19 protein-coding genes and 1 pseudogene are annotated in these 24295 nt (G+C 60.6%); 11 read left to right on the forward strand and 9 right to left on the reverse strand.

The window, feature by feature from the left end; genetic code table 11:
- From KUA11_RS15770 to KUA11_RS15785, 4 genes and pseudogenes are all read right to left on the reverse strand, one after another.
- Nucleotides 1-342 (reverse strand): annotated as a pseudogene (locus KUA11_RS15770) (portal protein); the annotation flags it as partial.
- A gap of 50 nt (nt 343-392) precedes the next feature.
- Complete coding sequence (locus KUA11_RS15775; RefSeq protein ID WP_217411872.1) at nt 393-1688, reverse strand: hypothetical protein; 1296 nt, start codon at nt 1686-1688, stop codon at nt 393-395.
- 44 nt (nt 1689-1732) lie between these two features.
- Nucleotides 1733-2026: a hypothetical protein gene (locus KUA11_RS15780; protein WP_217411874.1), complete on the reverse strand. Its 294-nt coding sequence runs from the start codon at nt 2024-2026 to the stop codon at nt 1733-1735.
- A 208-nt stretch (nt 2027-2234) separates the two neighbouring features.
- The gene (locus KUA11_RS15785) at nt 2235-2516 is read right to left on the reverse strand and encodes a helix-turn-helix domain-containing protein (protein ID WP_217411876.1); all 282 of its coding nucleotides are present in this window, start codon (nt 2514-2516) and stop codon (nt 2235-2237) included.
- Nucleotides 2517-2760: 244 nt separating this feature from the next.
- Between KUA11_RS15785 and KUA11_RS15790 the strand changes: the two genes are divergently transcribed.
- The 3 genes from KUA11_RS15790 (at nt 2761) to KUA11_RS15800 (ending at nt 7775) form a co-directional block, all read left to right on the forward strand.
- Nucleotides 2761-3822, forward strand: coding sequence for a quinone-dependent dihydroorotate dehydrogenase (locus KUA11_RS15790; RefSeq protein WP_217411878.1), 1062 nt, complete (start codon nt 2761-2763; stop codon nt 3820-3822).
- Between the two features lie 14 nt (nt 3823-3836).
- Nucleotides 3837-4709, forward strand: coding sequence for a TIGR01459 family HAD-type hydrolase (locus KUA11_RS15795; protein ID WP_217411907.1), 873 nt, complete (start codon nt 3837-3839; stop codon nt 4707-4709).
- Nucleotides 4710-4775: 66 nt separating this feature from the next.
- Nucleotides 4776-7775, forward strand: coding sequence for a rhamnan synthesis F family protein (locus KUA11_RS15800; RefSeq protein WP_217411880.1), 3000 nt, complete (start codon nt 4776-4778; stop codon nt 7773-7775).
- Nucleotides 7776-7777: 2 nt separating this feature from the next.
- Here KUA11_RS15800 and KUA11_RS15805 read toward each other — a convergent pair whose 3' ends face one another.
- The 3 genes from KUA11_RS15805 to KUA11_RS15815 all read right to left on the reverse strand — a co-directional run bounded on the left by KUA11_RS15805 (nt 7778) and on the right by KUA11_RS15815 (nt 11034).
- Complete coding sequence (locus KUA11_RS15805) at nt 7778-9892, reverse strand: beta-N-acetylhexosaminidase (RefSeq protein ID WP_254454985.1); 2115 nt, start codon at nt 9890-9892, stop codon at nt 7778-7780.
- Nucleotides 9893-9902: 10 nt separating this feature from the next.
- A complete protein-coding gene (locus KUA11_RS15810; RefSeq protein ID WP_217411914.1) occupies nt 9903-10109 on the reverse strand; it encodes a hypothetical protein in 207 nt (68 codons plus the stop codon).
- A gap of 88 nt (nt 10110-10197) precedes the next feature.
- Nucleotides 10198-11034, reverse strand: a complete 837-nt coding sequence (locus KUA11_RS15815) for a hypothetical protein (RefSeq protein ID WP_217411882.1) — start codon at nt 11032-11034, stop codon at nt 10198-10200.
- A gap of 359 nt (nt 11035-11393) precedes the next feature.
- On the opposite strand from KUA11_RS15815, the gene KUA11_RS15820 reads away from it, so the two are divergent.
- From KUA11_RS15820 to KUA11_RS15845, 6 genes are all read left to right on the forward strand, one after another.
- The gene (locus KUA11_RS15820; protein WP_217411884.1) at nt 11394-13778 is read left to right on the forward strand and encodes a glucose/quinate/shikimate family membrane-bound PQQ-dependent dehydrogenase; all 2385 of its coding nucleotides are present in this window, start codon (nt 11394-11396) and stop codon (nt 13776-13778) included.
- Nucleotides 13779-13916: 138 nt separating this feature from the next.
- A complete protein-coding gene (locus KUA11_RS15825; RefSeq protein WP_217411886.1) occupies nt 13917-15371 on the forward strand; it encodes a sensor histidine kinase in 1455 nt (484 codons plus the stop codon).
- A gap of 95 nt (nt 15372-15466) precedes the next feature.
- Nucleotides 15467-17059 carry a bifunctional aspartate transaminase/aspartate 4-decarboxylase gene (locus tag KUA11_RS15830; protein ID WP_217411888.1) on the forward strand — a complete coding sequence of 531 codons (1593 nt, stop codon included), beginning with the start codon at nt 15467-15469 and terminating at the stop codon, nt 17057-17059.
- A gap of 459 nt (nt 17060-17518) precedes the next feature.
- On the forward strand, nt 17519-18370 hold the full coding sequence (locus KUA11_RS15835) for a 23S rRNA (adenine(2030)-N(6))-methyltransferase RlmJ (RefSeq protein WP_217411890.1): 852 nt from the start codon (nt 17519-17521) through the stop codon (nt 18368-18370).
- The gene (locus KUA11_RS15840; protein ID WP_408744230.1) at nt 18352-19347 is read left to right on the forward strand and encodes an NAD(P)H-dependent glycerol-3-phosphate dehydrogenase; all 996 of its coding nucleotides are present in this window, start codon (nt 18352-18354) and stop codon (nt 19345-19347) included. The genes KUA11_RS15835 and KUA11_RS15840 overlap by 19 nt, the downstream gene beginning before the upstream one ends.
- 172 nt (nt 19348-19519) lie before the next feature.
- Nucleotides 19520-19858 carry a hypothetical protein gene (locus KUA11_RS15845; RefSeq protein ID WP_166312557.1) on the forward strand — a complete coding sequence of 113 codons (339 nt, stop codon included), beginning with the start codon at nt 19520-19522 and terminating at the stop codon, nt 19856-19858.
- A gap of 83 nt (nt 19859-19941) precedes the next feature.
- Here the strand turns inward: KUA11_RS15845 and KUA11_RS15850 are convergent, their stop codons facing one another.
- Nucleotides 19942-21048, reverse strand: a complete 1107-nt coding sequence (locus tag KUA11_RS15850) for an Mrp/NBP35 family ATP-binding protein (RefSeq protein ID WP_217411892.1) — start codon at nt 21046-21048, stop codon at nt 19942-19944.
- A 219-nt stretch (nt 21049-21267) separates the two neighbouring features.
- On the opposite strand from KUA11_RS15850, the gene KUA11_RS15855 reads away from it, so the two are divergent.
- Together KUA11_RS15855 and KUA11_RS15860 are read left to right on the forward strand one after the other, a co-directional pair.
- Entirely contained in the window at nt 21268-22449 is a 1182-nt protein-coding gene (locus tag KUA11_RS15855) for an OpgC family protein (protein WP_217411894.1), read from the forward strand.
- 34 nt (nt 22450-22483) lie between these two features.
- The gene (locus tag KUA11_RS15860; RefSeq protein ID WP_217411896.1) at nt 22484-23122 is read left to right on the forward strand and encodes an SGNH/GDSL hydrolase family protein; all 639 of its coding nucleotides are present in this window, start codon (nt 22484-22486) and stop codon (nt 23120-23122) included.
- Between the two features lie 116 nt (nt 23123-23238).
- On the opposite strand, the gene KUA11_RS15865 is transcribed toward KUA11_RS15860, so the two are convergent.
- On the reverse strand, nt 23239-24288 hold the full coding sequence (locus KUA11_RS15865) for a COX15/CtaA family protein (protein ID WP_254454989.1): 1050 nt from the start codon (nt 24286-24288) through the stop codon (nt 23239-23241).
- Nucleotides 24289-24295 lie beyond the last annotated feature (7 nt).

Consider the following 24295-nt stretch of genomic DNA (forward strand, 5'->3'; position numbering starts at 1 on the left):
ACCAACCGATCCCATGACGGCTGCCTGCTCCATAAGAGAAGACAAATTCATGGCTTTCACAATCTGACGGATCGTGTTTTTGGCCTGTTCGTCTGCTCCATGGACCGTGACCGATGGCCAATGCGACGCTCCAAACAGAAGAGAGACCGAATCATCCACAACAACGTTACACAGATTCGATCTGACCGAGGGACGCCGTCTGTTTATGGGAATATAAGTACCGTCCGTGTCGCAACTTCTGAAAAACGGATGATGGATATGATCGTACAGCGTACCGTCAAGAACACGCTCAAGAGCCAGAAGTTCCCGTGTCCGGTGAGAATACCGGGGCGGGAACATCATGCTCCGCTTCAATTCCTTCCAGTCCAATGATTACTACCTTTTCAGATTGCCTAACGCTCAAGAAATCTCAAACGACTGCCGTCAACGGCTTGGGATGCGAAACGAAAGAAAAGGTAGTATCCGGTCGCATCGACCAGATGATCGTACCCTCCACTTTTATCCGGCTCCGAAGAGTTCACGAGATAGGCGTATCGTTCATAGCTTTCGATGCTTTGTGTGCACCTTGGTGATACAAATGCCCGTCTCTTCCCCGATGAGGTAAGGAACATGGAATTTGTAAAATTCAACCGGTCCCTTACGGCAGGTGCTTTTCGCCGGGTTACCACCGTCAATCCATAGGACTTCAGAATGGAAATATCCGTATTTCCACCAGAAGACGTGCGTCGACATCCACCGGAAGGATCGGGATAGACCGAAATATGTCCTGCCTGCACGGTGGCATTACCCGAGAAATCCGATGCCCTGCTCCCGTATCGCGCAACAATCTCTTTCGCCATCTCATCCGTGTTGGAGGTGGGAAGAACAATCTCGTCAATCTGAAACGTGATCGTCTCTCCTTCTGGCGTTACCTGCTCCTGCCAGACCGTGGCAGACATAGGATTAATGTTGAAATCCAACCCAATAAAAACCGGACTATCCGGATCATAGGTTCGATCTCTGACTGATCCAGCGCGTGAAAACGCGTAAATGCACTGACCTGCGAAGCTTTCGAAAGATGCTTCATACTCCTGACGAAACTGCCGTGGGTCTAGTGAACTGCGTGCAGAGACGATCTCCTCTTCAGAAACATTCCCTCCTTCAATCGTGGTATAGGAGCATGACCACCATCCGTGCTCATGGGTCGGTCCATCCTGACCTTTTTCATAAATTTCATGAAAATGATCACGCCCTTTTGGAGTTCCAATGAACAGCGCATGCCCCTGTGTCGTCGAAAGCATAGGTCGAATAACCTCGTTCCACACACTCGGGCGCGTATCCGCCCACTCATCTCCCACAAAGAAAAACAGACCCGAGCCTCGTAAGGCATCATAATTTTCAAGATCCACGACACGAACCACATGTCGATATGGTCCCACCTCCATGGACAGATCGGACTCGCGTGGCTTTGTCCACAACCATGATGGTGGGAAAAGCTTTTTCAGTTTTGGCCAGAATATCTTCCGCGCCTGACGAAAAGTGGGCGCCGCATACCAGATCTCGTTATCGACGGGGATCCGGCGCTCCACTGCAAGACGAACCACACGCCTGATTTCTTCTGTCGTTTCAAACGTCTTCCCGAATCGTCGGCCGCATACCGCAACACGGAAACGGGATTGCTCCTTCCAACCCGCCTGATAGATCGTCATCTGCGGATTGGTCAGAGATACCCTTGTATTCTTTCGTCCAGCCGTCATTTTTTCCCAATATCGATCCGACCCGGCGGCGCGTCCGACAGAATCTCCTCACGCATGACATCTCCTCGCCCACGGTCGGTGGACTTCAACGCCCGCACGAGATCGTTCTTCTCATCGCGAGCCAGACGACTGGAGTGTTCTTTGAGAACAGCCAGCAACAACGGCACATTCGGCGCAATTTCCTCGTTCCCTTCTCCCTTTTTTCTACGAATGGACACACTCTTCACACCCGACAAAGCCAAATCCCGCACCGATGAGGTCAGATCGTCATGAAAGAGACCACGCGCCAACGTGATCCGTTCCTTTTCGTCAGGATTTGTCTTCAGATAGAAGTAAAGAGACGACAAAGACGCCCCAATTGTCCGCAGACACTCAGAAATATTTCCATTTCCTGAGACACATTCACACAGGGAATCAAATTCGGAATCCGTCAGGGGCCGACGCTTCTTCTTCATGGGAGGCAAAATTTTCGAATCCGATACCCGGGAACACGATGTTTCAACGCGAAGCCGAAGAGAACCCGAACGACTTCAGCCCAATCGCTTCGCAGGAAATCGCGCTACCGGGAGCCAGAGGCTCCCAACCCGCTTCCTTGCGTCTCTCGGTGGCCGAATGCATCGCACCGCATGATACGCCCATCTGTACAGTCAGACGATGAATGTAACTGCGACTGACCCCAATATGTCGCGCCATTTCCCGAATGGACATACGCTTCTTCTGGCACACACGTAGTGCATCCATGCAGCGCAGGCGCTCTTGCTCATCAAATTTCTTTGCCATGTGACAACCTGGACATGAAGAACCAGCGTGCATTCGTGCAAACGCGCGCCCGTTCAAGTAAATTCATGGGGAATTGCACATTAGTTCGTGCAATCATGTCCTTTTGTTAAGTGTCCCCATCCACATCATCAATCGAATACCTGAAATAAACCACTTGATAAGACAAATGGGACACCGACCTCATTCCACACCCACACAGCCAATCCCCTTTTCAGACCGGACGCATTGAGGCAGCATCCGCCCCATGACAGACATCACCTCCTCCCTGCTGCCGCTCGTGCGGAAACTTGACCCCGAACAGGCCCATCGTCTGGCCATCGAAGCCCTGTCGCTGGGCGTGGGTATTCCGGTCGCACGCCCCAAGGATGATCCAGCCTTGGCCGTGCGCACGCTGGGCATGCGTTTCCCCAATCCGATCGGCATGGCGGCAGGTTTTGACAAGGATGCCCGCGTCCTACGTCCGCTCGCACGCCTTGGGTTCGGTTTCGTGGAAGCAGGAACCGTCACCCCACGTCCGCAGCCCGGCAACCCGCAACCGCGCCTGTTCCGGCTGGATGAAGACCGCGCCGTCATCAACCGTATGGGCTTCAACAATCAGGGAATCGACCGCTTCGCCGTACGTCTCGCCCACCTGCACAGAGGAAAAGGCTTCCATCCGGGCGTACCGGTCGGTGCAAATCTCGGGATCAACAAGGTCGGCGCCGTTCCCGAGCGCGACTACCCGGATCTCATCCGCCGCGTGAAGCACTATGTGGACTATATCGTCCTCAACCTGTCCTCACCCAATACCCCCGGCCTGCGTGCCCTTCAGGGCGCCGAGCGCCTGACCGAACTGCTCGGAGCCATCTCGGCCGCCCATGCCACACGACCACCGCTGCTCATCAAACTGGCCCCGGACCTGTCCGAGGACGAAATCGGCCCTATCGTGGAAGCAGCCATCGCCGGTGGCGCGCAGGGCCTCATCATCAGCAACACCACTCTCGCCCGCCCGGCTGATCTGAAAAGCCGTTTCGCGTCCGAAGCGGGAGGCCTGTCCGGCCGCCCGCTCAAAAGCCGCGCCCTCAGCCTTCTGCGTGACGTCGCCCGTCTCGTGAACGGTCGCATCGCTCTCATCGGCTGCGGTGGAATCGAGACAGGAGCCGACGTCATCGCCCGCATCTGCGCAGGCGCAGATCTCGTGCAAGTCTATACAGCCTTCGCCTATGATGGCCCGGCCCTGTTGCCTCGCCTCAAACGCGAAATGCAAACCATTCTGTGCGAGGAAGGTATCGAGACCATCGCAGACCTGAAGGGAGCCGATCTGTGACCACCCGCCGCCCCATGGACGTACTCAGCGGTGTCGCGCCCCTCGCCCCCCGTTATGACGGCTTCATCGTGGACCTGTGGGGCACAGTCCACGACGGCGTGAAACCCTTCCCCGGCGCGCTGGAATGTCTCACCGCCCTTCGGAAAGCGGACAAGAAGATCGTCCTGCTCTCCAACGCTCCACGCCCGGCCAATGTCGTCCGACGCCAGTTGCGCACCATGGGCGTTCCTGACGAACTGTATGACGGCCTCGTCACCAGCGGGGAAGTAACGTGGCAGATTCTCGCCAACAGCAGCCAGCACTCGGCGGCAAACCGCTGGCCATGGGCCAAGAATCTAGGCACCCGCGTCTTCCATATCGGAGGACAGCATGACCTCGCCCTGTTCGAAGGACTCGGCGTCGAACTCGTGAGAAACCCGGCGGACGCCACCTTCGTTCTCAACACAGGACCAAGTCAGGAACGCGGTCAGACCGACATCGAACCTTACCTTGAGCCGCTGGCCGCCTGCGCCGTGCGCGATCTGCCTATGGTCTGCGCCAACCCGGACATGGAAGTGATCCGCGGTGGTGTGCGCCTCATCTGTGCCGGTCTCCTTGCCCGCACCTACGAGGAAAAGGGAGGCGTCGTCCACTGGATCGGCAAACCCTTCGCGCCCGTCTACGAACCCGTCTTCGCCACCCTCGACATGCCGCGCGAGAAGATCATCGCCGTGGGTGACGCCCTCGCCACCGACATCCGGGGCGCCAAGACGACCGGCATCGACGCCCTTTGGGTACTTGGCGGCATCCATGGCGAAGGACTGGGCAACGACCCCGCACTTGCGCAGGAAGAAGCCGACGGCGCAGGTCTCGCCCCCATCGCCACGGTCCCCGCCTTCGTATGGTGACATGCCGTCCGTCACGCCGGTTGAGAGCGATTGCCCCGCTCCGCCCGGCATGACAGAAATCAGGCCATGAGCACGGACCCACACAGCCTTATCACCCACTCCGGCCTGTTCGACGCCGCATGGTACCGTGCCCGTCTGCCCGAACATGAACGTGACACGCCCGATCTCGTGGCGCATTTCCTCACCGAGGGCACACGTCGCCACCTCAATCCCGGCCCCCTCTTCTGCACGGACCGCTACTTCACCCTGTGCTGGCACCTCGTTCCCGGCATCGACAACGCTCTCCTGCACTATCTCACACAGGGCATCGCGGAAGGACGTAGCGCCGAAGGCGTGGAAGATCGCGGCCTTCACAATGACCGTGGCCCCACCACGCCCACACGCCTCACGCCGCTGCCAACCCCCTGCCCTTCCATCGCAGTGGCCATCCACGCCTATCATGTGGAGGTTTTCGAACACGACATCCTGCTACGCCTGCACGGCTTCCCCTGCCGTACCACCCTTCTCATCAGCACGGATACGGACGAAAAACAGCGTCACATCGAGCATCTTCTGCAAGATGCCGAACTGAACGCGACTGTCCTCACACGCACAGCGCCCAACCGGGGACGCAATTTCGGCCCCCTGCTCTCGCTCTTTCGCAACGCCATCCTCGGTCACGACCTTCTGCTGCATCTGCACACCAAGAAATCGCTCTATACCGGAACAGAGCAACACGGCTGGCGCACGACCCTGTTCGACAACCTCCTTCCTACACAAGAAGGAATCGCCGGCATCATCCGCTGCTTCACGGACGATCCCACACTCGGCCTCCTCCAGCCCGCTCCCGGCCCCGCCGTGCCATGGTGGGCCTGGACGTGGCTCACCAACGCTCCACAGGCCGTCCCCCTGCTCAAGCGCCTGAACATCACGCCGCCCGCAGGCTATTTTGACTATCCCGCCGGCGGCATGTTCTGGGCACGCACAAGCGCCCTCGCACCACTCCTGAACCTTCCTTGGACATCTGAGGATTTTCCCCCCGAACAAGGTCAGACCGATGGCACGCTGGCCCATGCCATCGAGCGCTGCCTGAGCCTCATTACACGTGCGACCGGTCACCGCATCGATGAATACGACCGCAGCGCCGGTCTCATCCGCATCGGCACCGGGCGCAAGAACCTCGACCTCTACGAATGCATCACCCCCTCCACCCTCGATGCCGAAATCCGAACGGCCCGAACCGTGTCCTTCGACCTGTTCGACACGCTGCTTACCCGCATCGCGCTCACCTCCGATACGGTGCACTACACCGTGGCCGATCGTCTCGCCCGTACGTTTCCCGCGCTCTCCCCGCCGGGCCAGCAGTTCGTCACGCTCCGCAGCAAGGCCGAGCATCTTGCCCGCAAGGCAAAATTCGACACCGATGACGTCACTCTGGCCGACATTCACGCCGCCCTCGCCACTCTCACCGACTGGCCCCGAGAAGCTCTCGATCTCGCCCGCACCGAAGAAATCCGGATCGATCAGGCCATCCTGCGCCCCCGTCCACGTGTCATCGACGCTCTCCGCACAGCCCGCAACGCCGGGTGCCACACCCTGCTCGTCAGCGACACCTATCTCACCCGCGCCGAACTCGATCCCGTGCTGGAACGCACCGGCATCGCCCCGCTGATCGACGAGATCTATCTCTCCTCCGAGCGCCTCGCGCGCAAAGACCGAGGCGATATGTGGGATCTCCTCAAGGCACGGGAAGACACGACAACGCTTCTTCATGTGGGTGACAACGAACAGGCCGACATCCAGCGCACCGCCGATCTCGGCATCCGCCACCAGCACGTCCTCTCCGGTCTCAACCGACTGCGTCTCTCTCCGCTCGGTCCCTTGGTTCATGCCAGTCTTGCCGCCCCACCCGGCGCCTCTGCTCAACTGGCGCAACAGCATCGCCTCGCCGGAGATCTGCTCCTCGGGCCGCTCATCACCGATCTCTTCGGCTCGCCTTTTCTCTTCCCGCCCACACCGGGAACCCGCACAGACAACCTCACCTCGCCCATTACGCTCGATTGTCCTGAAACGGTCGGGCGCGTCCTTCTCGGTCCCCTGCTCACAACTTTCCTCGCACGCCTCGCCCTCCATCCCGCTCTCACGCCACTGGACCGGCTGTATTTTCTCTCACGCGAAGGCGTCTTCCTTGAGCGGCTTTACACCCATCTGCGTGAACGCTGGCGGCCCGACCTTCCCGAAGGCCGCGTCTTCCCCATCTCGCGCCGTGTAGCCATAAGCGCAGCGCAGGCCGTCCGTTTCGATCCAGACATCCTCGCCCGCAGCGGTGATGGCTATCGTGGCACCATGGCCGCCCTGCTCGAAGCCCGTCTGGGTCTCGTGCTACCCCCCGATCACTCTCTCCACGACCTTCCCATCGCCCTGCCCGAAGATCGCGCAACCACCCGCAGCCTCACTCTCCTTCTACGCCCAGAAATCGAGCGACAGGCCGTCCTCACACGCGAGGCACTGCTGTCTTTCGCCGCGGCGCAAGGAATGAAAGCACATGACGGCAACCGTCACGGCGTCGTGGACGTGGGATATGGCGCCACCATCCAGCGCCATATCCAGACCGCCCTTGGCCAACCACTGACAGGATTCTACATGGCCGCCGAGCCCGGCACCCGGCGTGTGGAAAAGACAGGCGGCCTCGCCTTCGGACTGCTGGCGTCCGATACAGAAGCCACAACCTTCCGTGTCGATCACTCGATCTTTCTCGAATCGATCCTCACCGGCCCCTGCGGTCAGACCATCGGCTACAATACAACACGCACGCCCCCTGCGCCTCTGACGGGCCCGAAAGGCTTCAGTCAGCACCATTTCCCCATCCTGGCGCGCATCATCGACGGCGCGGAATCCTTCCTCACGGATCTGCTCGACAGTTACGGACCGCATATTCTCCCGGCTCTCACGCACGGTCCCACAGCCGCGCTCACGCCTCTCAAGGCTTTCAAAAAAGGCGCTCTCCTACTGTCACCGGATATTGCCGACGCCCTGTTCACCGAAGACGCTTTCTGTGGCCGTGGAGAAGTCGCCGCACACCCCTGACGCTATCGCACACCCTGCACAAGCGCCCGTACGCCCGGAACGATATCGATCAACAGCCCACCAGCCGGCGGCACGCCCGGACCGGGCAATACGTTCCACGAACAGGACGCCAAGGCCTCGGCCTGTTCGGCCAACAGCCGCTCCGCATCCATCCGCCAGCCCGCATCATTCTCTTCACGCAATGCTCTGAGAGAAACACTCGCCAGTTGTGACAACTGCCGTGAAATCGGACGAACATCCATCAAAGCCTGTGAACGCTCCGCCACCGATGCAAAAGCCGCATCGTTGGCCGCCCATTTCACCAGCATCGCTTCCAGTTCCGGGCGCACCGAGCGCTCTCCACGCGCATAAGCCAACGCCAGCGCATTGAAATGGAGTGCGGCCACATTATCAGGAACCGCAATCGCCACCGGCCATGTCAGCAGAGCCTCACCCGCAGTCTTGGCCATTCGGTTGATACCATAATTCCGAATAGGGCTTGTTACGTCGAGCAACGTGCGAACCGGCTCCACATCCGCTCCCGCCAGATCAGCCATCATCGCCGTCCGCTCGTGCTGAGTCCTGAGTCCCAGCCGCTCCAGTTCATTCTCCACCAGAGGAAGACGCCGCTCCATGTCCGTCACATCCCGCACGGACGCCGGAGACCACAGCCGCTCGGCAATCGCTACCGCACGCGGCCACAACCGCCCGTCCAGCATGGGTTCGGACACTTCTTCCGTCCATAACGGCATTTCCCCACCGAGAACATGACGCTCCTGCTCCGCATCGAGCGCACGCGCCTGCGGGTCCATGGCAAACGCCTCCGCATGCGGAAAATGCTTGCGCTGCGCCGCCGCCAGTTCCGCTGCCGACATACCCTCGGCCTTCACATCCAACGGATCCACTTCATAAGATTGTCGCGCCGGACGCAGAAGATCGAGATAATAGCCAGCCGCGACAATTGTCGGATGTCCTCTCGTCGTAGCCTCGGCCGTCCATTTCGAGGCTCGCCAGACCTCCACGGCCACCGACCGGGGCACCGGTGCCGTCATCACCTCATCCCACCCAATCATCGTACGGTCCAGAGAGGTAAGCACCTGTCGCACCTGTTCGGTGAAAACCGCCTGTAATGCCGCGGCATCCCGGTATCCGTGCGTCTGCATCCATGCCGCAATCCGGGGCGATCCGGTCCACTGCGACGCCACCACCTCATCTCCACCCGCATGGAAGTAAGCATCGGGAAAAAGCGGCACCATCTCGGCAAAAAGCGTTTTCACAAAAGCCAGCGTGCGCGGATTAGTCACGTCCAATGCCGGATTGTTCGGATTGCCTGTCGCTACCGTCTCCGGCCGCGCCGCCAGCTCGGGATAAGCCTCCAAAATGGCGCGCGCATGCCCCGGCACATCGAACTCCGGCACCACGCGAATACCCCGATCCGCGGCAAAAGCAACAAGATACCGGATATCAGCCTGTGTGAAATACCGGCCGTGCGACGCCACCTGCTGCAACCGGGGAAAACGACGGCTTTCCACACGAAACGCCGTGCCGTCGCTCAGATGCAGATGCAGCACATTCAGCTTGGCCAGTTCCATCACGTCCAACTGACGCTCAATGGCTGTCACCGACAGGAAATGCCGCACAGGGTCGATGACAATACCCCGCCACGCAAAACGCGGTGCATCGTCGAACACAGCCTCAGGAAACTCCAGTCCCCCACCCGAAGATGCGCGAAACTGAAGAACCGTCGCCAGCCCACGCAGCACACCCGCCGCTCCATCGGCTTCCAACGTCGCGTGCCGTCCTGTCACCTCAAGTCGATAGTGCTCGCGCGCGGCCACTGTCAGCCATCCGGCATCCGGCGCATACCGCACCGAGAGCGAACAGACCGCCCCACCTTTTGCAAGAGCGCTGACCCGATGACCAAACCGCGCCGCTGCACGCCGAAGTAACGGCGTCGGTGCGGTGGCCCATGTCACCTCAACCCGGGCACAGGGCGCTGCCGTCTCCCCCTTCCACGTTACAGAAGAAGGAAACGGCATAAGGGGGTACCGCCCGGCATCGGCCGCCTCCGCCGCAAATGGGAAGGCAACCCCACTCGCCACCAGCGCCAACAACCCGACGATACAACCCCGCTTCATACGCCTGCGATCACTTGCACCGCGTGAACTTGCCGCGCTCATCCCGACAACGCGGAGGACGGGGCGGCGAACATTTCGTGAATTTCCCCTTCGCATCGCGGCACGCTGGCGCCGCGTGGGCCACACCCATCACCGTGAAAGAAGAAGGAACCGCCACGCTGGTACACGCCATCATGGCAAGCCCGAAACAGGCTGACAGAACTCGCGAACGCATCATCTTTCGTCCTCACGACCGCCCGCCACAATCGACGACCGGGCATCTTCACGATGCCTCACCGTCAAGGCCTCCCGCAAGGGAGACACAATCACACGGAACGGCTAACCAGCATCCGCAGACGACTGGAAATTTCATCGGGCAGAGCAAAGAGCCCCTCATGATAATCCCACTCGCCCCGCACCTGTTTGAGGATAAGCTCGTCATGCATGTCCCCCATCAGCCCGTTGATGGTGGCGAGATAAAGCGACAACGCATTCAGTTTCACGGACGGACGGACGACACGCAGCGTATCCACAAACGCCGTCCGGCGACTGATGATCTTGCGCAAGGCATGAAACTGTCGCCCCGTAATCGGCTTTCCACCCTCCAAAGCCGCCGCCAGCTTTCCAGTCTCGGCTTTCTGGAACGTCATGAACTCGTCCGGCGTGGTCGGTTGGAAAGCCGCCAGACGATGCCGGATCATGGCAAAAGGCCCTCTCGTGAGAGCCAGTCGAAGCACAACGGCCAGCCAGACAGTCCGAAGCTGCTGCCCGTTTTTGAAAGCGTCCTGCAAGAACCCCATGAGGCTGGTAATGAAGTGAAGCTGCCGGGGGTAACGATGGCGGCGATCGAAATTGGAGCAGGCAAAACGCATATGCTTGAAGCGCGCCCGAACCTTCTTGAAAGCAGCGCGTTCCTCTGCATCGGGAGACCGCGTGAGCGCAATACGGACGATCAGACGGCGAAAGGCGTTCATATCCACGCCCCGCTCAAGCAACTGCCAACAGAGACGATAGCACGCCTGCAATTCCTCTTCCGTGCAGCGGGGCGAAACGTCATCCGGACACAAGACAGACAGATCGATCTCGTCGTCCACCATGATGTTGTGGAACAGAGCGGCAAGCTGAGCATCGGACGCTCTTGGAACATCAAGCTGAAAGGACATGCTCTCCATCCGGCTATGCCGTGCAGGGGCCAAAAAGGAAACGCCGGACACGCATCCGACGCGCCGACAAAAAGACACGGTTCCATCCCGAAGTCGATACATCCATCACACGAGCTGTATCCCGCACCCGACATGAACGGCAGAAAATTTTCCAAACATCGTCAGAGTTAACAGAAACAAAAACATCCTCTGAATAATACGAAACAAAATGCAAGACTTCAGGTAAAATTCCATCTCCTCATTGAAACGAACAGAGATTTTACACTTCACACCCCGCCCAGCGATGCCTCACCATTGACACCGCATGACCAATCCACTTTCTTCCACCCCACATTACTCACATGCAGGTCCATCAATTCATGACGACAAGAGCGGCTCGCAGGCCCGGTTTCATTCTGACGGCAACAGCACTCGCAACCGGCGCACTTGGGCTGATCCTTGCCGGCGCCGGAACGTGGCTGGCCACCCTCGGCGGTTCGCTGTTTTACGCACCCTGCGGCCTCGCACTGCTTGTGGTCGCCGTCCTGCTGTGGAAGCGCAACCCTGCGGCATGGTGGCTCTACGCCGCTCTTGTCGTCGCCACACTCATCTGGGCCGTTACGGAAGCCGGCTTCGACTTCTGGACGCTCGCACCACGGGGCGACATCATCCTGCCGCTCGGCCTGTGGCTCCTGCTCCCCTTCGTCACCCGCGATCTCGGGTCCAAAGCATCCCGCGCCCGCGCGCCTCTCGCCGCCAGCATCGTCGCTGGCATCGCTGTGTTCGGCTATGCTCTGACGCAGGATCCACAGGACCGCGCCGGCTCCCTGACCCAGGCCACCGCTTCCGTCACTCCCGCCGATGCCAACGAAAAGCCTCCTGAGGACTGGAGCGCTTACGGCGGCACCCAGTTCGGAGACCGCTACTCCCCACTCGCACAGATCACGCCCGCCAATGTGAAGCAGCTCAAGGTCGCGTGGACCTTCCGCACCCACGACCTCAAACGCGCCGACGATCCCGTCGAGATCACCGATGAAGTCACCCCCATCAAGATCCACGACACCGTCTATCTCTGCTCGCCTCACCAGCTTGTCTTCGCGCTCGACGCCGCGACCGGAAAGCAACACTGGGTGTTCGATCCCAAGATCACCTACAACGCCACCTTCCAGCATATGACCTGTCGCGGTGTGTCGTGGGCCGCAACGCCTCCCATGGACACACCCGCCGCGGATGACTGCGCCGAACGCATCTTCCTGCCCACAAATGATGGCCGCCTCATCGCGCTGAACGCCGCGAACGGCCAGCTCTGTACCGGCTTCGGTCGCAATGGCGCGATCGACCTCACCGAGGGCATGCCCATGCGCACGCCCGGCTTCTACGAACCCACTTCGCCGCCCGTCGTCACCGACAAGGTCGTCATCATCTCCGGCGCCGTGACCGACAACTACTCCACGCACGAGCCCTCCGGCGTCACCCGCGCCTACGACCTCCGCACCGGCCAGCTTGTCTGGGCCTTCGATCCCGGCAATCCCGACCCGAACGAGATGCCCTCCGCCACCCATCACTTCGTGGCCAACTCCCCCAACTCGTGGATCACTTCGTCCTATGATCGCAAGCTGGGCCTGATCTACATTCCCACCGGCGTCGCCACCCCCGACATCTGGGGCGGTCACCGCACACCGGATCAGGAGCGCTACGCCTCCGGCATCCTCGCGCTCGATGCCAACACCGGCCGGAAAGTCTGGTTCTATCAGACCGTCCATCACGATCTGTGGGACATGGACATCCCCGCCCAGCCCAGTCTTGTGGACATTCACCGTCCCGACGGCACCGTCATCCCCGTGCTCTACGCCCCCGCCAAGACCGGCAACATCTTCGTGCTGGACCGTCGTAACGGACAACTTGTCGTCCCGGCTCCCGAAACGCCCGTGCCACAGGGTGCCGCCCCGGGTGATCACCTCTCTCCCACACAACCTTTCTCGGCCCTCACCTTCCGTCCCAAGAACAAGCTGACGGACGCGGACATGTGGGGGGCGACCATGCTCGACCAACTGGTCTGCCGCATCATGTTCAAATCGCTGCGCTATGAGGGACCGTTCACACCACCTTCCCTACAAGGCACGCTCGTCTTCCCCGGCAATCTCGGCATGTTCGAATGGGGCGGTCTCGCCGTCGATCCCGTGCGACAGGTAGCGTTTGCTAACCCCATCGCCATCCCGTTCGTCTCCACGCTCATTCCGCGCGGCCCGAACAATCCTGCCTCGCCTGACGCCGCCGGCCCGTCCGGCTCGGAGAGCGGCGTGCAGCCACAATACGGCACGCCGTACGGCGTGGACCTGCACGCCTTCCTCTCGCCGCTGGGCATTCCCTGCAAACAGCCCGGCTGGGGCTATGTCGCGGGCATCGACCTGAAGACCAACCGCATCATGTGGATGCACCGTAATGGCACAACCCGTGACAACTCTCCGTTACCGATCGGCTTCAAGGTCGGCATTCCCTCCCTCGGCGGCCCCATCGTCACGGCGGGCGGCGTGGCGTTCCTGACCTCCACCGCCGACGCCTATATCCGCGCCTATGACGTCACCACCGGTGCGCAACTGTGGCAGGACCGCCTCCCCGCTGGTGGCCAGTCCACACCCATGACGTATGAGGCAAATGGCAAACAATACGTGCTGACCGCCGATGGCGGCCATGGTTCGTTCGGCACGAAGCTGGGAGACTACATCGTGGCCTACACGCTCGCGGACACGCCGACGGAACATTGACACCCGGTGGCGCGTTGCAGGTGAGACAGACACGGAGAACCATTCCCTTCTCCTTGTTCTGTCCCACCGCCGCCCGGTAAATCTCAAATTAGAGATTCATCTCTAATTTGATGGGTCAGCAGCGCGAGGAGGTCGAACGTGTCCCATTTCTCTGCCACTCAGGAGACAGTGCGCGCCACAAACGGCCTTCCTCACGCACACGCCACACCCTTGGCCGGACTGTCCACCTTCACCCTCGACCTGATGCCCGACCTCATCTGCGTCACCAGCGCGGACGGTCACGCTCACTGGAGCAATAGGGCATGGCGCACCGCGCGCCACCTCGGCCTGTCGGAGAATGCTGAATGGCTCCGCAGCGTAGCACCGGAAGACCGGCTTCACGTCCTGCGCACGCTGAAAAAAGCCCACGCCACCCGTCAGTCCACCGAAACCGATCTGCGCCTGCGCGCACCGGGACAGTCACCGCGCTGGTTCCTCCTGCGCATTGTCCCCGACCACGATGAACAGGGCGACATCCAGTTCTGGCTCAATATCCTGACCGACATCCACACCCGCAAACAGCGGGAAATCGGGCACGAGAAACGCGTCGCACTGATCTCTCACATGCTCGATGCCAGTCCGGACTGCATCAAGGTCATCGACGCACAGGGCGCCCTCGTCCACATGAACCGCGCGGGATGCGAAGCGCTCAACGTCGATCCCGACAGCGGCTTCGGCATGAAATGGCTGCCGCTCCTCCCACCCGAGGTTCACCCCGATGGGCAGGAAGCCCTGGACACTGCAGCACAAGGTGAAAACGTCCGCTTCCCCGGCGAAAGCCGCGTGCCGGGCGAACAACCACGCTACTGGGACAACATGCTTACCCCCATCACGTCGGCCGATGGCAGTGTGCGCTCCATCCTCTGCGTCTCACGCGACGTAACACTGGCCCACGAAAATCGTCGCCAGATCGACATTCTCCTGCACGAACTCAATCACCGCTCACGCAACCTCCTGACTGTGATTCAGGCGCTCATCCGCCGCTCCGTCCCCAACCCGGACGAGCCGTTCGTGGAAACCCTCACACGGCGCGTCTGCTCCATTTCCCGCAGTCAGGACATCCTGCTTCAGGGCGCATGGATAGGCGCCTCCATCTCCGACCTGCTGATGACCCAGACCGCCGTCTCGGGCGACAGTGCCGGTCATCAGACCGTCTTTCGGGGAGATCCCACCCTTCGCCTCCTGCCCGATGCCGCCGAACGTCTGGGCCTCGCCATCCACGAACTGACCACCAACGCCATCAAATACGGTGCCCTCTCCACCCTCAGCGGAACCGTCACCATCGAATGGGGCATTACAGACACGTCCGACAAAGAAACTTTCTTCCTGCGCTGGACCGAAACCGGAGGCCCCAGCGTCATACCCCCCGCACGCCGCGGCTTCGGTTCGATCGTCATCGAACATAATCCCCGCACTCTGCGCGGCGGAAAGGTCCACTACGATCTGAAAAAAGACGGCGTCATGTGGGAATTTCAGGCTCCAGCCACCTCCGTCCTACGGCTGAAAAGCGATGAAAAATCCACCTGCCTTTCTCCCGCAGACGTGAAGGCGTAACCGTCCTTTTCTCCTGCCTACCCAACTCTGCTCTGAGTGCAGAAATGTGTTAGCCATAAACCTTCTGCCGATACCGGATCAGAAGGAATGGTCTCGTGGTTGCTGATTTCAGGCGGCTCAAGAATCTCAGTCCTTTCGAACTGAAGGACAAACTCATCCGCATGGCCACCCGCAAATCGGGCCGTCTCATGCTCAACGCCGGTCGCGGCAACCCCAATTTCCTCGCCACCTTGCCTCGCTCCGCTTTCTTCCATTTCGGTCAGTTCGCCCTCGCGGAGTCCGAACGTTCCTTCTCCTACATGAGCGCCGGGGTCGGAGGACTGGCACGCATCGAAGGAATCGAAGATCGCTTCGACCGCTTTCTCGCAGAACGACGCGGCCATAACGGCACACGGTTCCTCGCCCGCGCCCTGAGCTATGTGCGCGACCAGATGGGCCTGCCCGCTGACAAATTCCTGCACGAAATGGCCGAAGGCATCCTCGGCTGCCACTACCCAACGCCTCCGCGCATGCTGCCGCTGAGCGAACAGGTGACCGGACACTATGTACTCAAGGAAATGACCGGCGACACACTCGCCCGTGACGACGTCGATTTCTTCGGGGTGGAAGGTGGCGCGGCCGGCATGGCCTACATCTTCAACTCGCTCAAGGAAAACGGCCTTCTGAAAAAGGGCGACAAAGTTGCGCTCGGTATGCCGATCTTCTCGCCCTATATCGAGATTCCGCATCTCAAGGAGTTCGAGCTTGAGCAGGTCGCCATCCATGCAGACCCTCATCAGGACTGGCAATATCCCAAATCCGAACTCGACAAACTGCGCGATCCCAGCGTGCGCATCTTCTTTTGCGTCAATCCGAGCAACCCCACATCGGTAAAGATGGACGACGCCTCCATGCAGGAGATAGCCCGCATCGTGCAGGAAGAACGTCAGGATCTCATCATCATCACCGATGACGTCTACGGCACGTTTGCCGACAATTTCCGCTCCCTGTTTGCCGTCTGCCCACACAATACGATCCTCGTTTATTCCTTCTCCAAGTATTTCGGCGCAACCGGCTGGCGACTGGGCGTGATCGGCATACACAAAGACAACGCCATCGACGGACTGATCCGCAAACTTCCTGCTCCGCTCACGGCAGAACTGACTGAGCGCTACTCCAGCCTGACCACCGATCCGAACAACCTGAAATTCATCGACCGTATCGTGGCCGACAGTCGCCTCGTGGCACTCAACCACACCGCCGGTCTCTCAACACCACAACAGGTGCAGATGGTCATGTTCGCGCTGTTCTGCCTGATGGACGAAGGCGACCACTACAAACAGACCGTCAAGAACATCATCCGCCGCCGCGAAGCCACGCTTTACAAAGCGCTTGGCGTGGAACCGCACGAAGATGCAAACGCCGTCCATTACTACACAATGCTCGATCTCAAGAGCATCTGCCGCTCTCTCTACGGCAACGAATTCGCCGAATGGGTGGCCGAACGCTCCAGCACCAGCGAGATCCTGTTCCGCATAGCCGATGAAACCGGCGTCATCCTGCTACCGGGCGAAGGCTTTGGCGTGAAACACCCTGCCGCCCGTGCCTCTCTCGCAAATCTCGATGAATATAACTACATCTCCATCGGTCGCTCCCTGCGAAAGATGGCAGATGAATATTATCAAGCATTTCTGAAAAGCCGTGATTGAAGATTGACCGCACAGGCGGATTTTATTTCCCATGCGAACAAAATTCTTGCGTGGGAAATGAAATTCCCCCTCTGAGCGTCGCACATATTTTTCACCACCAGCGGCATTGCGAAAGAGACGGCGATAGAAACGGTCGCCCATCACGGTGCACACAGCCTGTGAAGCAGCATGTCCACAGCCTCCTCGAAACGATGCCGCGTCGCTGTTCAGCCAAAAAACCTTTCCAGCGCAACCCTCCATTTCAGAACGGGAAATGCTACGCAGTCTCCTCGCTCGGTACCAATGGACCTGTCCGAAGGCGTTCCCTTGTCTGGCAGACGCATGGCGGGACTAATGCGCCAATCCCCATCACGACGTTCCACCAAAAAGCAATTCCCGCCGTGTCGGCGTGAGACCGGGGAAGTGAAAACGCGCCGTTAAGAGATGGCGCATATCCTCGCTTGAGCTACAACACCTCTCATGAACTACCGCCACGCCTACCACGCCGGAAATTTCGCAGATGTGATGAAGCACGCCCTGCTCGTCACTCTCCTGCGCCTGCTCACCCGCAAGGAGACACCCATCTCCGTGCTGGACACCCATGCTGGCATCGGTCTGTATGACCTCTCAGGGCCCGAAGCACAGGCCACTAGGGAATGGCGCGAGGGTATCGGCCGTCTTCTGGGCCTTGATCCCGAACTCCCAGCTTTGAGCCCCCTGCGTGACTGGCTTCGCATCGTGCATGATGTCATCAACGAGCATGACGGAAAGCTATTCTATCCCGGCTCTCCCGAACTGATCGCACGCCTGCTACGGCCCGGTGACACGTTGGCCTGTTGTGAACGTCACCCAGAAGACCAACCCATCCTCCGTCGCCTGTTTCGCCGCGATCCCGCTGTCGCCGTCCACGCCCGCGACGGTTATGAAGCCATCACTGCGTTGCTACCTCCAAAAACCGCCCGGCGCGGTCTCGTCCTGATGGACCCACCCTTCGAGCAGCGCGACGAATTCGCCGCCCTCAGTCACGCCATCATCACAGCCCGTCAACGCTTTCCCACCGGCGTCATGGCGGTCTGGTATCCCATCAAACACCGCACACCCGTCCGCACCTTTTTCAACACGCTGAAAGACGCCGGACAGCGCAAGCTGCTCGCGCTTGAGTTCACACTGCGCCCACCGCTCGACCCCACACGTCTGAACGGTTGCGGTCTGCTCATCGCCAACCCACCTTTCCAGCTTGACGAAGAGGCTGCCGCCGTTCTGACGGTCCTGCGTCAGTATCTTGGCACTGAAGACACGGAAACCTCCGTACAATGGGTCGTCCCGGAATGAAGCGCATCGCCGTCATCGGAGCCGGTTCATGGGGACTGGCACTCGCCCTTCAGGCGGCCCGCACAGGCGCGGCTGTCCATCTGTGGGCGCGTAACCCAACAGCCCGTCTGGCCAACGGCGCAATGCCGCGCCTGAGCGCCCACCCCCTGCCCGATTCCATCCGTGTCACCGATAACCTGAAGGTGGACGCGGACATGACGCTGGTGGCCGTGCCCATGCAACATCTCGCCGCCGTTCTGGCTCGGCTGGACACGGCCTCCCCTCTTGTCCTGTGCTGCAAGGGCGTGCGCCCTGACAGCCTGCACTTTCCCCTCGACATTCTTGCTGATGTAAAACCCGGTCATGCTGGCGCCGTGCTGTCTGGGCCGAACTTCGCGCACGAAATCGCAGCAGGCCTTCCCGCCGCTGCCGTCATCGCGGCAAAGGAAGACGGACTTGCCCGCCATCTGGCCGATGGTCTCGGCACGTCCACCTTCCGACTCTATGACAGCACCGATGTCATCGGCGTGCAGCTTGGAGGCGCCGCCAAAAACGTCATCGCCATTGCAGCAGGAGCCACTATCGGCGCGGGATTGGGAGAAAACGCACGCGCCGCCCTCGTCACACGCGGACTGGCGGAAATCAGCCGTCTGGCTGAATCGCTGGGTGGCAAGGCCGCCACCATGTCCGGTCTCGCAGGCATGGGCGACCTTCTCCTCACCTGTACAGGAACATCTTCGCGTAACTTTCGTGTCGGTCATGCGTTGGGAGAAGGAATGTCGCCTCACGACGCGGAAAAAACGGCTGGCGGCGTGGCCGAAGGAGTGGCCACCTCACAAGCACTGACCACACTTGCCGGTCAGCAGCAGGTGAGCGTGCCGGTGATGGAGGCTGTCGCCGATATCGTCACCGGCCGCGTCGCTCTGAAAGACGCGACGGAGCAACTCCTGACCCGCCCACCCGGTCCGGAAATGAAAACGACAGGTTTTCTTAATTAAAACTCAGTTGCAGCAGCCCAAAACGGCTATTGTGATCGAATTATGGCGACCCTATTGCAAGATGACGGCATGATGAAAACTTAATACGAGACACTATTCGAGACGAATGATAAAACAACCGCCACTGGTCCGCACCGATAATTGCCGGACCGGAGTTTCTGGAGACTGTTTCATGAAGTCATCGCGCCTTTTCGCAGCCCTTTCCATCGTGGCCCTGACGGGCGCGACAGCCGTACCGGCTCTTGCCCAGACGGAAACGGCACCTCCCGCCGCCACGACGGAGGCTCCCGCCAGCCCCGCTCCGGATGCCACGACGAACCCCGGCCCAGCTCCGACAGCCACCCCGGCACCCTCCGAGACCGCACCCGCCGCTGAAGGCGAGAAGTCGGCCACCGAGTCCACCACGCACCACAAGCATCGCGCTCACAAGAAGTCGCACAAGCACCACACGCACAAGGCGAAGAAGAGCACAGCTACGACCGACAGCACGGCGACTGACAGCGCCAACTGAGAATGCGCATCTGACCTTTCAGCAGGTCGGAATGCCAAAGGGCCGGGACGCACGTTCCCGGCCCTTTTCTTTTGCCTGTAACCTCAGCGGCCCGGCAGACGCCTCAACGTCCCCGCAACCGTGCGCGCCAGCCCACGATAAGCCTGCGCTCCCTCACTGTCCGGTGCTGCGATCACAAGCGGACGCCCCGCATCGGCGCTCATGCGAATGTCCGCCAGCAGCGGAATCTCGCCCAGAAACGGAACATCCAGCTTCCGCGCCTCATCGCGCGCGCCGCCATGCCCGAACAGTTCCGTCCGGTGGTGACAATTGGGGCAGCAGAAATAGGACATGTTCTCCACAATCCCCAGCACCGGCACGTTCGTCTTGCCAAACATCGCAATACCGCGCCGCGCATCCAGAAGAGCGATGTCCTGCGGCGTTGAGACAATGATCGCACCGCCCAGCACCCCTTTCTTCGCCAGCGTCAACTGTGCGTCGCCCGTGCCCGGGGGCATGTCGATGACGAGCACATCCAGCGCACCCCACTCCACATCCCCCAGAAGCTGACCGATCGCCCCCATCACCATCGGACCACGCCAGATCATGGCCTGTTCCTCATCCACCATCATGCCGATGGACATGGCCTTCAGACCATACGCCTCCAGCGGGATCAGCTTTCCATCCCGCACTTCCGGCTTTGCCTTTATCCCCAGCATCCGCGGCAGCGACGGTCCATGAACATCCGCGTCCATCAACCCCACCGACAACCCTTCCAGCGCCAGCCCCGCCGCCAGATTGACCGCCGTTGTGGATTTACCCACTCCGCCCTTGCCGGACGCCACGGCAATGACCGCCTTCACACCCGGCAGAAGCGGCGCATCCGCCGCCTCCGGATGTCCCACGCCCCCAAGTGGTCTGTGTCCGCCCCCCGAAGCCCGTGACGGCGGAGCGGCCGCCATCGTCCGATGCGCGGTCAACACCACACGCGGCTGCCAGCCCGGAAAAGCACTCGCCAGCACCGATTCGAGACGTGGCGCGATGTCCCCCATCCGCGCAGCAAGCGCCTGCGGCACACTCAGCGTCACCAGCAACCGCTCACCTTCGACGCGGCAGGACTCCACAGCCACATCCTCGCCCGCCTGCGCGCCGATCACGCCGCCCAGCACACGTCCGATGTCCTCACGTGAGGGAATGTGTCGCTGCGTCATGAGAATGTCCTTTTTCTGCCGAAGCGCGTCTGTATGACCAAAATGGGGACCGCAGACCAGCGGACAAGTTCAGGGCCACCATCCGATTATGTGCATGAACGAAACATTATCCATTGTACAGGAACGTGCCTCCGCACTGGTCTTTCGTGACCCGATGCACGATAAACGCGCCCGCACCAGCGGAGATCCGCTACAGCCGGAACCCTTACGGGACAGGATATGACGGTCATCCCTTCCTCCGCCACCCTGCCAGCAGGCGCCCAGCCCACCACGGCCACGCCTTCGGTCGCTCGTCCTACCCGCACCCGCGATCACCGCATCGATGCACTGCGCGGCATCGCACTTCTGATGATGTTCGTGGACCATATGCCACAGAACCTCCTCAACCGGCTGACCCTGCGCAATCTCGGCTTCGCGGACGCCGCCGAAATCTTTGTTCTGCTGGCCGGTTACGCCTCGTGGCTGGCATACGGACGCGGCTTCCCCCGCTACGGCGCACGTGAGACGCTCACGCGTCTCGCCAAACGCTGCGTCAAACTCTACGTCTCCCAGACACTGATGATCATGGCTTTCATCGCCATCATTCTCACATGGCGGCAGTTCACACCCGTTCCAGTCGATTTCCTCGAACCCGAACTGGCCCATGGCGTTTCCAGCTTCTGGCGCGTGTTCCTGCTCGACGCCCTGCCGTCCAACCTCAACATTCTGCCACTCTACATGGTGCTACTGGCCGCGTTTCCGCTCATGTATGTGGTGCTGAAATTCAACCGCTGGCTGGCCCTCGGCCTGTCAGCCGCGCTCTGGCTGCTCATCAACATCGACCCGGACGTGAACTTCCCCAACTGGCTGGATCCGGACGGCTGGTATTTCGATCCACTGGCGTGGCAGTTCCTCTTCATGATCGGCGCGTTCGGTGCCATCGAAGCGGAAAAATACAACGGCAATCTACCCGCCTTCCCATGGCTGAAAGTGGCCTGCGGTCTCTATCTCGTCTTTTCGCTGTTGGAGGCCTTTCCGTGGACCCAGTGGGGTCTGCCCGTCATCCGCCCACTCGCCCTGCCATCACCTGACAAAAGCACCCTCGCCCCGCTGCGCCTGCTCGACGTGCTGGCCATCTTCTATCTCGTCCAGTCCTCCCCCCTCGCGAAACGCTTTTCCGAAACCCGTTTCGGACAGGCGCTCGCCCTGTGCGGCCGTCACTCGCTGGAGGTCTTCACCGTTGGGACCGTCCTCGATCTGATCGGCCGACTGATCTTCACCACCTTCGGCGAAGGCTGGCTGTTTCAGGTGGTCATCAACTGTGCCGGACTGGCAATCCTCTACGGCGTGACCGTGGTGTACGAACGCAAACGTAATCGCGCGCGGGCACAGGCCGCCGCCCATCGTAAAGCCACGGCCTGATCTTTCGCGCCCCATCTGTCAGGGACATTTACGCATGTACACACTTCCCCGCCTCACGCGCCTGCTGGCAGATTCCGAACCGGTCCGGATCTGTCTCTTCGGATCTTCCACCGTGGAGGGCATTGGCGCCAGCACGCCTGAGCATGGTCTGTGTCCCGTCTTCGAGCACACGTTCGCCCCAGCCGCCCCGGGCGGTCTGACCGTCATCAATCGCGGCATCGGCGGCAACGGCGCGCCCGAAATGCACGAGCGCCTGCAACAGGTAATCGACGACCGCCCCGATCTTGTCATCTGGCAGGGCGGCACCAACGATGTGTGGAAAGAAGAGCCCGTTTCCATCTTCATCGACCTGACCCGCGACGACCTTCAGATGCTCCGGCGTCAGGGCTGCGATCTCGCCATGATCGGCCCGCAATGGTGCAAGATGCTGGAGGAACTGCCCAACTTTCCCGCGTTCCGCGATGCCGTGCCCGCACTGGCCATCGAACTCGGCATTCCCTGCTTCGACCGTTACGACGCCATGAAACAGTGGTGCCAAGAGCATCACATCGAACGCGACGTCCTTTCGCCGGACGGGCTGCATCTGGGCGATTTCGGCTACACACTTTTGGGAGAGGCTCTGGCGCGCTGGATCGCGGGCCTTGCGAACGTCACTCTGCCCGTCAGCGCCTGAGAAAAAACGAAGACGGGCTCCTGTCTGATCCAGACCAGGAGCCCGCAAATATCCTCATTCCTTGCCCAGCCCAGCGCGCCCCTCCCCGAGGCAGCACACCGGCTGACGGCCCAACCTTACCACCGCGTACGTTTCGCGCCACGCAATGCGTGCATGGCATATATCCCCACACCCAGAAGCACCGCCGCAAAGGTCTGGTGAATCGTCCCGGCCCACACCGGCACCACCAGCAACAACGTCGTCACGCCCAGCGCGTACTGAATCAACACAGCCCAGCCCATAAGCGCCACAGCCGCATGCGCGCGCGGTCCCAGATTCGCCTTCATGCCCAAGAACACCGTCAGCCCGATGGCCAGCACCGTAAGCGTGGCCAACAGACGATGATCAAATTGCACGGCAGGAATGTTCGCGATCCAGTTAAACCAGAACGGATGCAGCCGCGCGTAGCCTTCCGGCACCAGATGACCGTCCATCAACGGAAAGGTGTTGTAGGAAAAACCCGCATGGGTGCCCGCCGTAAAGCCGCCCGCCACAATGGTCAGTCCCACCAGACCCAGCGCCCCATGCAACGCCATGCGTGTGCGGCGACCGCCCTCACGATCCGGCACCGGCTCCACCGTAGGGTAGCGCACCGAAAGCGCCGTCCACAGGATCGCGCCGTAGAGGATCAGCGCCATGCCCAGATGCAGCACCAGACGCACCGGCTCGACCGCCGTGCTGTCCGGGCGGAACCCCGAGGCCACCATGAACCAGCCAATCGCCCCCTGAAGGCCGCCGAGGACAAAGAAGAACGCCAGCCGCAGGATCAGACCGCGCGTCAGCACCCCCTGAACCGCGAAAATCACCAGTCGCACCAGCAGGTAAAGCCCGATGACGCGCCCCCAGAAACGATGCGTCCATTCGGCCCAGAAAATCTTCTGGAACCCTGCAAGGCCAAAACCTTCATGCAGGATCTTGTACTGGGGAATACCCTTGTAGAGTTCGAACTGCCGCTCCCACTCCGCATGGCTGAGAGGAGGAAGCATCCCCGTAACGGGACGCCAATCCATGATCGACAGACCCGAACCCGTCAGGCGCGTCGCCCCCCCCAGCGCAATCATGCCCAGCAGCATGACGCAGATCGTCAGCAGCCAGTTGGAAACGCGCCTACGATCACGCATCGACATGCCGTCG

Origin of the sequence: Acetobacter estunensis (genome assembly GCF_019083805.1) — a bacterium.
Classification (GTDB): Bacteria; Pseudomonadota; Alphaproteobacteria; order Acetobacterales; family Acetobacteraceae; genus Acetobacter; species Acetobacter estunensis_A.